The organism is Streptomyces caniferus, assembly GCF_009811555.1.
Taxonomy (GTDB): Bacteria; Actinomycetota; Actinomycetes; order Streptomycetales; family Streptomycetaceae; genus Streptomyces; species Streptomyces caniferus.
Window position 1 is genome coordinate 3,947,183 of the sequence record NZ_BLIN01000005.1, and the last position, 15,079, is coordinate 3,962,261.

A 15,079-nucleotide genomic window follows, 5' to 3' on the forward strand; every position below is an offset into this window, starting at 1 on the left:
CGAGGACCGGCGGGCGGTACGGGGCAGACCGGGACGGTACGGGCGAGGTGCCGGGCGCGTGGTCACCGGGGCGGGCCACCGTGGGGGTCGGCGGGTGCGGTGGGGTGGCCTCCGTAGGGCGTGGGATGACCGGGGGCGACAGGCGCTCCGTAGGCGCCGGGCGCTCCGTAGCCGGAGGGCGCTCCGTACGACGTGGGATGGCCCGGCCCTGGGGCGGAGGGGTCGGTGTGCGGCGCGGCAGGGGCCGCGGTGGAGGGGTGGGTGTCCGGTGCGGGCCGGCCGGTGCTGCCGGGTGCCGTCGGTGCTCCGGGGCCCGTGCGCTGCCGGCCCGGTCCGCGCGAAACGGCCCGGTTCATCGCCTCGGCGGCGATCCGCGCGGCCGCCTGCAGCGTCCGCTCGCCGAGCAGCTCCGTACGGATCGCGCCGCCCGCCGCGAGATGGCGGTCGTACGGGAGGGGCAGCACCGTCGCGCCGCCGATGCCCAGATGCTCGGTGGCCTTGCGCACGTCCAGGCCGGAATCGGGCGACACATGGCTGAGAACCACCACCGTCGTCGGCAGCATGCCGGGATGGAGCCCGCCGACCCAGTCCAGGACCGAGCGGGTGGCGGCCACTCCCTCCGGGGTCGCCGGGGAGACCAGGACCCGCGCCTGCGTGGTCACCAGCGCGGTGCGCGCCACCTCGGCGGGCAGCGTCTCGCAGTCCACGACGGTGGTCGCGAAGTACCGGCGCAGCGAGGTCATCACCACCCGGTAGGTGTCGATGTCCAGCCTCGTCCCGATGGCGCCCTGGCTGCCGGGCAGCAGCCAGCCGCCCCCGGGGAACGGGATCAGATAGCCCGTCAGATCCGTGATCAGCATCGACGGGTCCACTATCTGCGCGAGGTCGGTGCCCGACCAGCGGACCTCCCGGGCGCCCAGCCGGTGCGGCAGCGTGCCGAGGGCCGGATCGGCCTCGATGGCCAGCACCGGATCGGCGCGGTAGTGCGCGTAGGTGAGGGCCAGCAGCGCGGCGACGGTGGACTTGCCCGCGCCGCCCCGGATGCTCGTCACGGAGATCTGCCGGCCGGTGGTCACCGGCTGCTGGATGGCGTACGCGGTCTCGGTGACGGCGGCGGTCTCCGCCGCGGGCGACGACGCGATCGCCCGCCGCACGGCCCGCCCCGCCCGCTGTGCGACGGACTCGCCGTGCCGTGGCCGGGACCGCAGAGCGTCCATCTCGGGCGGCATCAGCGGTACCGAGACGGGGGTGGGGCTGGACCTGCGCATCGGGGTGGGCGTGTGGACGGGGGCGGTCCTCTGGAGGGGGGCGACCGTCCCGGCGGGGGCGGGCGTCTGAGCGTCGGAGGCCGGCGCCGGGGCCGGTTCCTGTACGGGCTGTGGCATCGGAGCGGCAGCGGGCAGCGGCCCGACGCCGGGCCCGGGACCGGCGGAGGGCATGGGTCCGGACGCGGGCGCGGGGCCCGCGGCAGGCATGGGACCGGAAGCAGGCACAGGGCCGGGTGCCGTCTGCCCGGCGGGAGCGCCGTCCCGGAACACAGCGGCGCCCCGGAACGCTGCGGCGTCCGGTGTCAGCGGCGGAGCGGACGGCGCCGGCGGGTACCCGACACCGCCGGGGCCCGGCGCGGCGGCGTGCGCGGGCATCGGGGCGGGGCCTCCGGGCGCGGCCGCGGGCCCGGCCGCGGGCCCGGTCCCGGTCGGCTGCGCCGTCGGCGTCACCGGCGTGTCCCACACGGTCGCCCCCTCGGTCACACCCCCGGTCACGTCTTCGGTCGCGCCCTCGCCCGCGGACCTGGGAGCGGGCAGGGGAGCGGACATGGCTTCCTCCGGCGTGTTCGTGGGGCGGGGCGCGATGCGGCCCTCGCCCGTGCCGCCGCCCGATTCCGCGGGCGTTCCCGGCGTCATCGCCGTCCCGCCGAGTGCGCGCGGCAGATCGTGCTGCCGGTCCCCTCGCACCGGTTCACCCGGCCCGCCCGGTCCCCTCGGCCCGCCGGGCCCGTGAGCTCCGCCGGGTTCGTTGGATCCATCCGCTGACATGGTCCCGCGGCCGCCTTTCCGGTTCAGAACGTGTCCAGCAGCCCGGCGTGGACCCCGAACGCCCCGAGGGCGACCAGGATCAGCGCCAGCACGCCGACCGACTCGACGAGGTTCACCAGTCGGCGCAGCCGTACCCGGACGTGCTCGGGCACCCGCACCGCGAGCACCCCGAACGGCAGCACCGCGCCCGCGCACAGCACGGCCAGCGCACCCGCCGGGTCCCCCGGACCCGCCGCCCGGCCAAGCACCAGAGCCACCCCCACGGCCGTGCCGGCCGCCAACAGGGCGACGACCTCGACCGTCAGGGGATAGGCACGCGCACGCGAAAGCAGCACCGGACACAGCAGGGCCGCGGCGGCCACCGACCAGCCGTCACCGGAACCGGCGGACACCACTCCCGCCGCGCCCGCGGAGACCGCCAGGGCGACCGTGGCCGGCGCGAGACCGCGGTGGGTCACGCCGAGCGCGGTCGCCACCTGGTGCCGGCTCACCGGCGCGCCGCCGGAGCGCTGGTCGTCGAGCCGGGTCAGCCCGGCCGCCGTCAAGGCCAGCCGGGGCAGATACCCCAGCACGAGCACCGAGACGACACCGAGTGCGACTCCCGTACGGGCCACGCCGGTCAGCGCCAGTCCGGCCTCCCAGGCCCCCACCGCGAGGGCGACCGTCGCCGCGCCGACGAGCCCGCCGCGCCCCAGCTCCGTGCAGACCCCGAGCAGCGCGAGCGCGGCCGCGACGGTCAGCCCGACGGCCGCGAGCCGCACCGTGCCGGCCGAGGCGCCCTCCCAGGAGGCGAGCACGCCGAGCGCGCAGCCCAGCACGAGCAGGGCGGTGGCCGTCGCACGCTGCCCGAGCCCTCCGGGTCCTCCGGGCCGTACGAGCCGTCCGCCCACGACGCCGCCGGCCGCGGCGAGCACACCGGCGACGCCGAGCCAGAGCGCGGCACGGCCCGCCCCGTACCAACTCGCCGCCGCCACACCGGCCACCAGCGCCAGCGCCACGCCCGCGGCGCCGGCCGTCCAGGTCCGGCTGCGCCGTCCCCAGCGCCCGTCGCGCACCTCCGGTTCGCCGGCGGCCGCGTCCGTGGCGTCGTGCGCCCCCGGAACCGTCGAGGTCTCGTGCTCCGCCACGAGCCGCAGCACCGCCCCGTCGGGCACCCGGGCCGAGGCGAGCGAATCGTCCGGCGAGAGCACCGATCCGTCCGCGGTCACCAGCCGCCGCGCCAGCGGCCCTTCGCCCGGCCAGTCGCCGAGCAGCCGCAGGACGTCCGGCAGCAGCGCGCCGAGGGGTTCCTGCGCGGGGAGCACGAGATCGACCCGTCGCCGCTCGCCCACGAGGGTCACCCGGCCCAGGGAGGTGCGCGACGCGGCCCCCGAATCCATCCCCGAACTCACACTCACCATGCCGACGCGGCCCCCGCGTTGCTGCCAGTAGGACGTGCTCCGGGGGCCCCCCGTGCACCGTCGGCCATCTTGCCGACGATGAACGGCCACCCCCGTACAACCGGCACACACGATACGGCGCGGGTCCGACGGCTTGTCCACAACGGTCAGCGCCGGGCTGCCCGGCGCCGTGTGGGTTCAGCAGGGGCGATGCGGAGGAAAGGTGGGGAAAACCCCACCCGCATCACCCCAGCCACCCCATGGCACGCAACCGCGCGGCCGGGCAGGCTGGGCGCATGACCGAGAGTTCCCGGCCCCGTGCCGCCGATGCCGCTGACGACGCCCCTGACGGTGGCGCACCGCCGCCGCCCGCAAGGCCGCTCAGCGGCGCGACGTGGCGGGAGATCGCGTACCTGCTGTCCAACTTCCCGTTGGGCCTCGTCGGGTTCGTGGTGCTGGTGGTCTGGCTGGCCCTCGGCATCGGGCTGGCCGTCACCGTCATAGGGCTGCCGCTGCTGGCGAGCGGCCTGGTGGCGTGCCGGAAGTACGGGAAGCTGGAACGGGCGCGGGCGCGGGCACTGCTCGGGGTGCGGGTGCCGGAACCGAGTCCGCTGCGGGCCCGGGAACAGGGGTTCCTGCCCTGGCTGTGGATGTGCCTGAAGGACCCGGTCGCCTGGCGGCATGCGCTGTTCACGTTCCTCCGGCTGCCGTGGGCCACGCTCACCTTCGGGCTCACCCTGGTCTCGCTCTTCGTGGCGTGGCCGGCCCTCCCGTGGCTGGCGCGCTGGCTGACGAACGTGGACCGGGCCATGGTGCGCGGACTGCTCTCGCCCTCCGACGAACTGGAGCGGCGGATCGCCGAGCTGGAGTCGGACCGGGCGACGGTCACCGACACCGCGGCGGCCGACCTGCGGCGCATCGAACGGGATCTGCACGACGGCGCACAGGCCCGGCTCGTGGCGCTCGCCATGGGGCTCGGCCTGGCGAAGGAGAAGCTGCTGGAGGGCCGGGCCGACGAGAGCGTCGCGGCGATGGTGGACGAGGCGCACGGCGAGGTGAAGCTGGCGCTGCAGGAGCTGCGGGACCTGGCCCGGGGCATCCATCCGGCGATCCTCACCGACCGCGGACTGGGGCCCGCCCTGGCCTCGCTGGCCGGGCGCTGCACGGTGCCCGCCACGACGGCCGTGGACCTGGCCGAGCGGCCCGCGTCCGCCATCGAGGGCATCGCCTATTTCACGGTCTCGGAGCTGCTGCAGAACATCTCCAAGCACAGTGCGGCGCGGCGGGCGTCCGTGGAGGTGTGGCGGTCGGAGGAGCGGCTGCTGATCCAGGTGACGGACGACGGGAAGGGCGGGGCGCGGCTGGACGGCGGCAGCGGGATGGCCGGGCTCGCCGAGCGGCTGGGGTCGGTGGACGGGCTGTTCGTACTGGATTCGCCGGTGGGCGGTCCCACGCGGGTCACGGCGGAGCTGCCGTGGTGGACCCGGACGGATGCGGGAGCGGGGTCGGGGGCGGGGCCCAAGTCGGGCGCGAGGGCGGCGTCGAAGCCGTCGAAGGCAGCGTCGAAGGCGGCGTCGAGGGCCCGCTGACGGGCCGTCGGGCCGGTAAAGGTGGCGGCGCCCTCGTCGGCCCGGGGGTGGGGAAAACCCCCGGCGAAGACTGCGAAGGGCCTCATGGTGCGGGGGACGCCGGCCGCGGACCCTGGTCACAGCGGAAAGAACCGCCCGGCCCGCGGGCCGGGCGGCGCATCCGACCGGGCAAGGGCCACTTCCGGCAGAACGGACGACGAGACGATGGACACCGCATACGCACCACAGCCCCGCGGCTCCCGTGTGCCCGTGGGGCTGCGCGCCCCGTTCTCCGGACGCACCTGGCGGGAGTTCCTGTACCTCTTCCTCAGCCTCCCGCTGGCCATCATGATGTTCACCTACGCGATGGTGGTGACCACCGCGGGCGCCGGTCTGCTGATCACGTTCCTCGGCATTCCGGTGCTGGCGGGCGGTCTGGCCGGTGCCCGGGCGCTGGGCACCCTGGAGCGGGCGCGGGCCCGTGCGCTGCTGCGGCTGGACGTCGCCGACCCGGAGCCCGTCCGGCCGTCCAAGCCGACCCTCATGGGGTGGGTCGGGGCCGTACTGAAGAGCGGGGTGTCCTGGCGGCACCTGCTCTACAGCCTGCTGCACTTCCCGTGGGCGCTCTTCTCCTTCATCTTCTCGGTGACCTTCTGGACCCTCGGCTGGGGGCTGCTGACCTACCCGCTGTGGCGCTGGACGTTCCCCGCCTACCTCGGCCACTCGGGCATCCAGCTGTGGGGGGACGGCATCGGCCACGGCGCCTATCTCGACACCCCGGCGGAGACCGCCCTCACCAGCGGGGCCGGGCTGCTGCTGGTGCTGGCCGGACCGTGGGTGATCCACGGGCTGACGCAGGTCGACCGGATCATGGTCCATGGCCTGCTGGGGCCCTCCTCCCTGGCCGCCCGGGTCTCCCAGCTGGAGTCGGACCGCGGGGTGGTGGTGGACACCGCGGCGGCGGATCTGCAGCGCATCGAGCGCGATCTGCACGACGGGGCGCAGGCCCGGCTGGTCGCGCTCGCCATGGACCTGGGCCTGGCCAGGGAGAAGCTGGCGGAGGACCCGGAGGCCGCCGCGAAGATGGTCGACGAGGCGCACGGCGAGGTGAAGATCGCGCTCCAGGAGCTGCGGGACCTGGCCCGCGGGATCCACCCGGCGATCCTCACCGACCGGGGGCTCGGCCCGGCGCTGTCGGCGCTGTCCGCGCGGTGCACGGTGCCGGTGACGGTGACCGTGGACCTGGACCACCGGCCCGCCCCGGCGATCGAGGGCACCGCGTACTTCACCGCCTCCGAGCTGCTGCAGAACGTCTCCCGGCACGCCCGGGCCACCAGCGCGACGCTGGACGTCTGGCACACCGCGGACCGCATCATGCTGCTGGTCACGGACAACGGCCGGGGAGGCGCGCACACGGCCGCGGGAAGCGGCCTGGCCGGCCTCGCCGAGCGGCTGGACGCCGTCGACGGCCTGCTGGTCGTGGAATCCCCGGCCGGCGGCCCGACCTGCATCACCGCGGAGCTGCCCTGGCGCGGCTGACGGCCACCGCGGGACTGCCGGAGCGCGGCTGACGGCGGATCCCCCTCATCCGCCTCGCCGCCGTCCGGATGCTGGGATGCTGGAGGCCTGCAGGGGCGGGATGCGATGAGGCATGGGGGAATCTGAGCCGTGGAGGACAAGGTGCGGGTGGTCATCGCCGAGGACTCGGTGCTGCTCCGGGAGGGCCTGACCAGGCTGCTCACCGACCGGGGGCACGAGGTCGTGGCAGGCGTGGGGGACGCCGAGGCGCTGATCGAGACGATCGGGGAGCTGGCGGACGAGGGGGCGCTGCCGGACGTGGTGGTGGCGGACGTACGGATGCCGCCCACGCACACCGACGAGGGGGTCAGGGCCGCCATCCGGCTGCGCCGGGACCACCCGGATCTCGGGGTGCTGGTGCTCTCGCAGTACGTCGAGGAGCAGTACGCGACGGAACTGCTCGCCGGGTCGACCCGGGGCATCGGCTATCTGCTCAAGGACCGGGTGGCCGAGGTGCGGGAGTTCGTCGACGCGGTGGTCCGGGTCGCCGGGGGCGGGACCGCGCTGGACCCCGAGGTGGTCGCACAGCTCCTGGGCCGCAGCCGTAAGCAGGACGTGCTGGCCCACCTGACGCCCCGGGAGCGGGAGGTGCTGGGGCTGATGGCCGAGGGCCGGACGAACTCCGCGGTCGCCCGGCAGCTGGTGGTCAGCGACGGCGCGGTCGAGAAGCACGTCAGCAACATCTTCCAGAAACTGGGCCTGTCGCAGAGTGACGGGGATCACCGCAGGGTGCTCGCGGTACTCACCTACCTCAACTCCTAGCGATCTGACAACCTGTCAGATGGGTGGCCCGAGGCGTTTTCCACCGAGGTCCAGGACTTTGGTCGTAGAACCAATGGAGGAGTCCGGAGCGTCATGAAAGAGGGGGCACGGGGGTGGTGATTTCATGACAATACACACCAGATTGGTGTCTCATGTTGACGTCCAACATGCGAGCGCCCCAGGGAAGGCCACCCTTACCCACGTACGATGTTTATGGGACAACCGGTCGGTACGACACGTCCCGAGCCCTGCCTCCGGCGGGGACGCCGCACCCCTCGAGGGAGGTCCGAAGCAGTGACCAGCCAGGTCAGTAGCCCAGCCGAGCAGACCGACGCAGCGCTTGTCGGGGAAGAGCGCGACTCCGGTGCCGGTGGCGAAGGCAAAGAAGTCCGACGCCTCGACCGGGTGATCATCCGGTTTGCCGGTGACTCCGGTGACGGTATGCAGCTCACCGGCGACCGGTTCACATCCGAGACCGCGTCGTTCGGCAACGACCTGTCGACGCTGCCGAACTTCCCCGCCGAGATCCGTGCGCCTGCCGGAACCCTGCCGGGCGTCTCCAGCTTCCAGCTCCACTTCGCCGACCACGACATCCTCACGCCCGGTGACGCGCCGAACGTGCTGGTGGCGATGAACCCGGCCGCGCTGAAGGCGAACCTCGCGGATGTGCCGCGGGGCGCGGAGATCATCGTCAACACCGACGAGTTCACCAAGCGCCCGATGGCGAAGGTGGGGTATGCGACCAGCCCGCTGGAGGACGGGTCGCTGGAGGCCTACAACGTCCACCCGGTGCCGCTGACGACGCTGACGATCGAGGCGCTCAAGGAGTTCGGGCTCTCCCGCAAGGAGGCCGAGCGCAGCAAGAACATGTTCGCGCTGGGTCTGCTGTCGTGGATGTACCACCGGCCGACCGAGGGCACCGAGAAGTTCCTGCGGGCGAAGTTCGCGAAGAAGCCGGAGATCGCGGAGGCCAACGTCACGGCCTTCCGGGCGGGCTGGAACTTCGGCGAGACGACGGAGGACTTCGCCGTCTCCTACGAGGTCGCGCCGGCCACCAAGGCCTTCCCGACCGGCACCTACCGCAACATCTCCGGGAACCTCGCACTGTCCTACGGGCTGGTCGCGGCGGGCCGGCAGGCGGATCTGCCGCTCTACCTGGGCTCGTATCCGATCACCCCGGCCTCCGACATCCTGCACGAGCTGTCCAAGCACAAGAATTTCGGTGTGCGGACCTTCCAGGCGGAGGACGAGATCGCCGGGATCGGCGCGGCGCTGGGCGCCGCGTTCGGCGGTGCGCTGGCGGTGACGACCACCTCGGGTCCCGGTGTGGCGCTGAAGTCGGAGACGATCGGGCTGGCGGTCAGCCTGGAGCTGCCGCTGCTGATCGTGGACATCCAGCGCGGCGGACCCTCGACCGGTCTGCCGACGAAGACCGAGCAGGCCGATCTGCTGCAGGCGATGTACGGGCGCAACGGTGAGGCGCCGGTGCCGATCGTGGCGCCGAAGACGCCCGCGGACTGCTTCGACGCGGCGCTGGAGGCGGCCCGGATCGCGCTGGTCTACCGCACGCCGGTCTTCCTGCTCTCCGACGGGTATCTGGCCAACGGTTCGGAGCCGTGGCGGATCCCGGACGTCGACGAGCTGCCGGACCTGCGGGTCCAGTTCGCCTCGGGCCCCAACCACCAGCAGGCGGACGGCACCGAGGTGTTCTGGCCGTACAAGCGCGATGAGCAGACGCTGGCCCGGCCCTGGGCGGTGCCGGGCACGCCGGGCCTGGAGCACCGTATCGGCGGTATCGAGAAGCAGGACGGCACGGGCAACATCTCCTACGACCCGGCCAACCACGACTTCATGGTGCGCACCCGCCAGGCGAAGGTCGACGGCGTCGACGTCCCCGACCTCGAGGTCGACGACCCCACCGACGACAGCGGCCGGGGCGCCGGGACCCTCGTCCTGGGCTGGGGGTCGACCTACGGGCCGATCACCGCGGCGGTACGGCGCGTCCGGCGGGCCGGCGAGCGCATCGCCCAGGCCCATCTGCGCCACCTCAACCCCTTCCCCGGGAATCTCGGGGAGGTCCTGGCGCGTTACGACAAGGTGATCGTGCCGGAGATGAACCTCGGGCAGCTCGCCACGCTGCTGCGCGCCAAGTACCTCGTCGACGCGCAGTCGCACACCCAGGTCAGCGGAATGCCGTTCAAGGCCGAGCAGCTTGCGGAGGTCTTTAAGGAGGCCATCAATGACTGAGACGATCACGGAGGGGTCCTCGAAGATCGAGGCGCTCTCCCTGGTGCCCAAGGCCGACGCCAAGCAGTCCATGAAGGACTTCAAGTCCGATCAGGAAGTGCGCTGGTGCCCCGGCTGCGGTGACTACGCCGTCCTTGCCGCCGTACAGGGCTTCATGCCCGAGCTCGGCCTGGCCAAGGAGAACATCGTCTTCGTCTCCGGCATCGGCTGCTCCTCCCGCTTCCCGTACTACATGAACACCTACGGGATGCACTCCATCCACGGCCGCGCCCCGGCCATCGCCACCGGCCTGGCCTCCTCGCGGCGCGACCTGTCCGTGTGGGTCGTCACCGGCGACGGCGACGCCCTGTCCATCGGCGGCAACCACCTCATCCACGCCCTGCGGCGCAACGTCAACCTCAAGATCCTGCTGTTCAACAACCGGATCTACGGTCTGACCAAGGGGCAGTACAGCCCCACCTCCGAGGTCGGCAAGATCACCAAGTCGACGCCGATGGGCTCGCTGGACGCACCGTTCAACCCGGTCTCGCTGGCGCTCGGCGCGGAGGCCTCGTTCGTCGCGCGCACCGTCGACTCCGACCGCAAGCACCTCACCTCGGTGCTGCGCGAGGCCGCCGCCCACCCCGGCACGGCGCTGGTGGAGATCTACCAGAACTGCAACATCTTCAACGACGGCGCCTTCGAGGTCCTCAAGGACAAGGACCAGGCCGAGGAGGCCGTCATCCGCCTGGAGCACGGGCAGCCGATCCGCTTCGGCGCGCTGGCGCCCGACGGCTTCGGTTCCAAGGGCGTGGTCCGCGACCCGGCCACCGGCGACCTCAAGGTCATCGACGTCCGGGAGGAGGGCACCGGGGGCGTGCTCGTGCACGACGCCCACAACCCCTCGCCCACCACGGCCTTCGCCCTCTCCCGGCTCGCCGACCCCGACACGCTCCACCACACCCCCATCGGGGTCCTGCGCAACGTCGACCGGCCGGTCTACGACACCCTGATGTCCGACCAGCTCGACGACGCCATCGAGCAGAAGGGCAAGGGCGACCTCGCCGCCCTGCTGGCCGGCAACGACACCTGGACCGTCGTCGGCTGACCGGCCCGGCCCCACGGGTGCCTCGGGGAGCGTCGTACGGCGCTTCCGGAGGCACCCGTTGTCGTATGCCGGGAAACGCCGTAGGCCGGAGAACAACGGCACGTTCCGGTGGCACACCCCGTGACGGCGCCGCGTGCACGGGCGATGCTGAGGGGGCGGCCCGGGGCGGGTCCGCGGTGCCACGGATTCCGCACGAGCGTCATAGACGATCGTTTATGACGGGCGTACGGTCGGGCCCCATCAACCAGCGCACGCCCACAGGGGGTCACTCATGAGCATCGTCGTCACCGGCGCCACCGGGGCGCTCGGCCGGCTCGTCGTCGAAGAGCTGCTGAAGCGCACCGCACCGGGCGAGATCGTCACGGTCGCCCGGGACCGGGCCAAGGCCGCCGGCATCGAAGCCCGCGGCGTCCGGGTCAAGGTCGCGGACTACAGCCGGCCCGAGACGCTCCAGGGGGTCTTCGCGGCCGGCGACCGGGCGCTGCTCATCTCCGGGAACGAGGCGGGACAGCGCCTCGTCCAGCACCGCGCCGTCATCGACGCCGCGCGGGAGGCGGGCGTCGCGCTGCTGGCGTACACCAGCATCCTGGGCGGGCCGGCCGCCACGTTCTCCATCGCCGAGGAGCACCTCGCCACCGAGCAGGCGCTGCTCGCCTCCGGGGTGCCGTACTGCCTGCTGCGCAACGGCTGGTACCACGAGAACTACACCGGTGCGCTCGCCGGCACCCTGCGGACCGGCGCCGTCGTCGGCAGCGCCGGCCGGGGCCGGGTGGCCACCGCCGCGCGCCGGGACTACGCGGAGGCAGCCGCCGTCGTCCTCACCGGCAGCGGCCAGGAGAACACGGTGTACGAGCTGAGCGGCGACACCGCCTGGACGATGGCCGAGTACGCGGCCGAGGTGTCCCGGCAGACCGGCCGGGAGATCCCGTACCGCGACCTGCCGCCGGAGCGGTACACGGCGCTGCTGATCGAGGCGGGGGTACCGGCGCTGGGCGCGCGGATGGTCGCCGAGGCGGACGCGGGGATCGCCCGGGGCGAGCTCGGCGCGACGCCCGGCGAGCTGTCCCGGCTGCTCGGCCGTCCGACCACGCCGATCGCCGAGGCGATCACGGAGGCGTTGAAGGAACTTCCCGGCTGAATCCGACGTGGCCCCGCGGGCCGGTCCTCCGCACGCGCCCGTCCCCGGCCGGCCGGTCCGGCCCGCCCGCACTCCCCCGTACTCCCCCGCGCGGCTGTCATGACCGTATGCCAAGACAGGCATGACAGCCGGGCTCGGCGGCGCTACGTTCGCAGCGGCGGCGAAGCATCCTCAGGAGGTCCCCCTTGCAGCCTCGAAGCGATCAGCGTGTCGGACTCGCCTACGGCGTGGCCGCCTACACCATGTGGGGCCTGCTGCCGCTCTACTGGCATCTGCTGGGCGCCGCCTCCGCGTCGGAGATCCTGGCCCATCGCATGGCGTGGTCGCTGCCCGTCGCCGTCGTCATCCTGGCCGTGCTGCGCCGCTGGTCCTGGATCGGCCCACTGCTGCGGCAGCCCAGGAGGCTCGGGCTGATCCTGGTCTGCGCCCTGGTCATCTCGGCGAACTGGTTTCTCTACATCTGGGCGGTCAACGCCGGGCACGTCCTGGAGGCCTCGCTCGGCTACTTCATCAACCCGCTGGTCAGCATCGCCTTCGGCGTGCTGTTCCTGCGCGAACGGCTGCGGCCGCTGCAGTGGGTCGCGGTGGGGATCGGCGCCCTGGCCGTCGTCGTGATGACCATCGCCTACGGCAAGGTGCCCTGGATCGCGCTCGGGCTGGCGTTCTCGTTCGCGACGTACGGGCTGGTCAAGAAGGGCGTCAAGCTCGACGGGATCGAGGGCTTCAGCGCCGAGACGGCCATGCAACTGCTGCCCGCGCTGGGGTTCCTGGTCTTCCTCGCGCTGCACGGCGAGTCCAGCTTCACCACCGGCGGGGTAGGCCAGGCTCTGTTGCTGGCGGGCTGCGGTGTCGCGACGGCGGTGCCGCTGATCTGTTTCGGCGCCTCGGCCATGCGGCTGCCGCTGACGACGATCGGGATGCTGCAGTATCTGGCGCCGACCTTCCAGTTCGTGCTGGGGCTCACCGCCTTCCACGAGCGGATGCCGGCGGAGCGCTGGGCCGGGTTCGCCCTGGTGTGGGCGGCCCTGACGGTACTGACCTGGGACGCGCTGCGGACCGCCCGGCGGGGGCGGGCGGCACTGGCCGCCGCCGCGGCCCGTGCGGGTGAGGCGTCCGCGACCGGGGCGGTGCAGGCGGCGGAGGCGGACCGGGTGACGGAAGCGGACCGGGCGGCGGCGGAAGCAGCGGCGGCGGCACAGAGCGCCGGCGCACCGGCCGCGCCGCCGCAGTCGCCCGGCCTCACCGGGTGAGGCCGAAGCCTCCCGGCCTCACCCGGTGACGTCCCTCGTGGTGAAGCGCGCCCAGGCGGCCGAGCCGAACACCAGGGCGTACAGCGCCTGCAGGCCGGCATTCTTCTGCAACTGGTCCCAGTAGACGGGGTCGCGGAGCAGGTCCGCGAACGACAGCCAGTAGTGCGGGAAGAGATAGGGCTGGAGGGCGTGCAACTGCGGCAGGGTGTCCAGGATCTGCACGGTGATCAGCAGGCCGACCGTGGTCGCCATGGCCGCGATACCGCTGGTGGTGAGCGTGGAGACGAACAGGCCGATGGCAGCCACCCCGACGAGGGACAGCGCCACCGCGACCGCGATGGCCAGCGCCCGCAGCAGCCCCTCGCCGAAGGAGACCGAGGTGCCCGAGAGCAGGGTGATCTCGCCCAGGGGGAAGAGCAGCGCGCCGGTCACGAGTGCGGAGAGCGCCACGACCAGGGTGCCCACCAGGCAGAACGTCAGGATCGTGGCGTATTTGACCAGCAGCAGGCGGGTGCGGCCGGCCGGAGCCACCAGGAGATAGCGCAGCGTCCCGCCGTGTGCCTCACCGGCGAGGGAGTCGCCCGCGATCACTCCGACGGACATCGGCAGGAAGAACGGCAGCGTCACCGCGAGCGAGGTGAAGACCAGGAAGAGGCCGTTGTGGGTGACCTGGGAGAGGAACGCCGGACCGCCCGGACCTCCGCCACCGCCGTCGCCCGTCTCGATCTTGACGGCGACGCCGACCAGGACCGGTACGCCCGCGAGCACCGCCAGCAGCGCGAGGGTGCGCCAGCGCCGGAACGTCGTCACGATCTCGCTGCGCAGCAGGCCCAGCGACCACAGCGGTCGGGGCGTGCGCACCACGGTCTCAGCCTGCGACATCGAAGCCCTCCCCGGTCAGCTGCACGAAGACGTCCTCCAGCGACGCACGTTCGGTGCCGAAGCCGCGGACCCGTACACCGGCGTGCACCAGCGCGGCGTTGAGCTCCGCCAGGTCCGGCGGCGCCCCACCGCCGGGGGCGCCCATCGCCGCGGCCGCGTCCGGGAGTTCGCCCGTCACCCGGTCGTCGGCCGCCTCCAGGCCGGTCAGACCGTGCTCCTTCAGGATCCGGACCGCGTCGGCCGTATCGGGGGTGGTCACCGTCAGGCGGCCGTGGCCGCGCGAGCCGAGGACCGTGGCGGAGAGCGCGGCGACCGTGCCCTGGGTGATCAGCCGGCCGCGGGCCATCACCGCGGCATGGGTGCAGACCTGCTCGATCTCGTCGAGGAGGTGGGAGGAGAGGAAGACGGTGGTGCCGTCCGCCGCCAGTGCGCGGATCAGCGCGCGGATCTCCCGCATGCCCTGGGGGTCCAGGCCGTTGGTCGGCTCGTCGAGGACCAGCAGTTCACGGGGCTGGAGCAGGGCCGCGGCCAGACCGAGGCGCTGCTTCATGCCGAGCGAGTAGGCGCGCGCCTTCTTGCCGGCCGCGGACGCCAGGCCCACCCGCTCCAGTGCGCGGCCGACCCGTTCGGCACGGGTACGGGGATCGGCGTACGAGTCGGCGGCGTCGAACCGCCGGAGGTTGTCCCGCCCGCTGAGGAAGCCGTAGAGCGCCGGGCCCTCGATGAGGGCGCCGACCTTGGGAAGCACCCGGCGGCCCGCGGCGGGCATCGGCTGCCCGAGTACCCGGGCGCTGCCGGCGCTCGCTTCGATCAGGCCCATCAGCATGCGGATGGTGGTGGTCTTGCCGCAGCCGTTGGGGCCGAGGAAGCCGAAGATGCTGCCGCGCGGTACGGCCAGATCGAGGCCGTCGACGGCGAGCCGGCCGCCGCGGTAGGCCTTGGTCAGCCCCCGGGTCTCGATCGCCGGCTCCCCGGCCGGCCGGGGCGGCGGGCCGTCGTCGGGCGGGCTGGGTGCCGGCCCGTCGTCGGGCGGGCGGGCGCCGTCGGGCTCCGGGGCGGGCGGCTGCGGCATCTGCTCCCCCAACGTCGTACCGATGGACCACGGGCGGCGCCGTGCCACCCGCGGAGGGGTGGCACGGCGGTCCCGCACTG

The 15,079-nt window shown here is 73.4% G+C and carries 11 protein-coding genes; 7 read left to right on the forward strand and 4 right to left on the reverse strand.

Translation table 11 applies throughout. The features are described from left to right. Positions 1-62: 62 nt before the first annotated feature. Positions 63-1,268, reverse strand: coding sequence for a CpaE/TadZ family protein (locus Scani_RS33875; protein WP_159481525.1), 1,206 nt, complete (start codon positions 1,266-1,268; stop codon positions 63-65). A 791-nt stretch (positions 1,269-2,059) separates the two neighbouring features. Beyond that, the gene (locus Scani_RS33880) at positions 2,060-3,415 is read right to left on the reverse strand and encodes an EsaB/YukD family protein (protein WP_159481526.1); all 1,356 of its coding nucleotides are present in this window, start codon (positions 3,413-3,415) and stop codon (positions 2,060-2,062) included. Between the two features lie 296 nt (positions 3,416-3,711). On the opposite strand from Scani_RS33880, the gene Scani_RS33885 reads away from it, so the two are divergent. From Scani_RS33885 to rarD, 7 genes are all read left to right on the forward strand, one after another. After that, positions 3,712-5,004 (forward strand): sensor histidine kinase, encoded by a 1,293-nt coding sequence (locus Scani_RS33885; RefSeq protein WP_159481527.1) that lies wholly within the window; start codon positions 3,712-3,714, stop codon positions 5,002-5,004. A 204-nt stretch (positions 5,005-5,208) separates the two neighbouring features. Continuing rightward, positions 5,209-6,522: a sensor histidine kinase gene (locus Scani_RS33890; protein WP_159481528.1), complete on the forward strand. Its 1,314-nt coding sequence runs from the start codon at positions 5,209-5,211 to the stop codon at positions 6,520-6,522. Positions 6,523-6,663: 141 nt separating this feature from the next. After that, positions 6,664-7,323, forward strand: coding sequence for a response regulator transcription factor (locus Scani_RS33895; protein WP_159482528.1), 660 nt, complete (start codon positions 6,664-6,666; stop codon positions 7,321-7,323). A gap of 294 nt (positions 7,324-7,617) precedes the next feature. Continuing rightward, on the forward strand, positions 7,618-9,570 hold the full coding sequence (locus Scani_RS33900) for a 2-oxoacid:acceptor oxidoreductase subunit alpha (protein WP_159481529.1): 1,953 nt from the start codon (positions 7,618-7,620) through the stop codon (positions 9,568-9,570). Beyond that, positions 9,563-10,657 carry a 2-oxoacid:ferredoxin oxidoreductase subunit beta gene (locus tag Scani_RS33905; protein ID WP_159481530.1) on the forward strand — a complete coding sequence of 365 codons (1,095 nt, stop codon included), beginning with the start codon at positions 9,563-9,565 and terminating at the stop codon, positions 10,655-10,657. The genes Scani_RS33900 and Scani_RS33905 overlap by 8 nt, the downstream gene beginning before the upstream one ends. A gap of 271 nt (positions 10,658-10,928) precedes the next feature. Continuing rightward, entirely contained in the window at positions 10,929-11,795 is an 867-nt protein-coding gene (locus Scani_RS33910; RefSeq protein WP_159481531.1) for an SDR family oxidoreductase, read from the forward strand. Between the two features lie 185 nt (positions 11,796-11,980). Beyond that, entirely contained in the window at positions 11,981-13,045 is a 1,065-nt protein-coding gene (rarD, locus tag Scani_RS33915; protein ID WP_159481532.1) for an EamA family transporter RarD, read from the forward strand. Between the two features lie 18 nt (positions 13,046-13,063). Here the strand turns inward: rarD and Scani_RS33920 are convergent, their stop codons facing one another. Together Scani_RS33920 and Scani_RS33925 are read right to left on the reverse strand one after the other, a co-directional pair. After that, positions 13,064-13,927 carry an ABC transporter permease gene (locus Scani_RS33920; RefSeq protein WP_159481533.1) on the reverse strand — a complete coding sequence of 288 codons (864 nt, stop codon included), beginning with the start codon at positions 13,925-13,927 and terminating at the stop codon, positions 13,064-13,066. Beyond that, positions 13,914-14,999: an ABC transporter ATP-binding protein gene (locus tag Scani_RS33925; RefSeq protein ID WP_159481534.1), complete on the reverse strand. Its 1,086-nt coding sequence runs from the start codon at positions 14,997-14,999 to the stop codon at positions 13,914-13,916. The genes Scani_RS33920 and Scani_RS33925 overlap by 14 nt, the downstream gene beginning before the upstream one ends. Positions 15,000-15,079 lie beyond the last annotated feature (80 nt).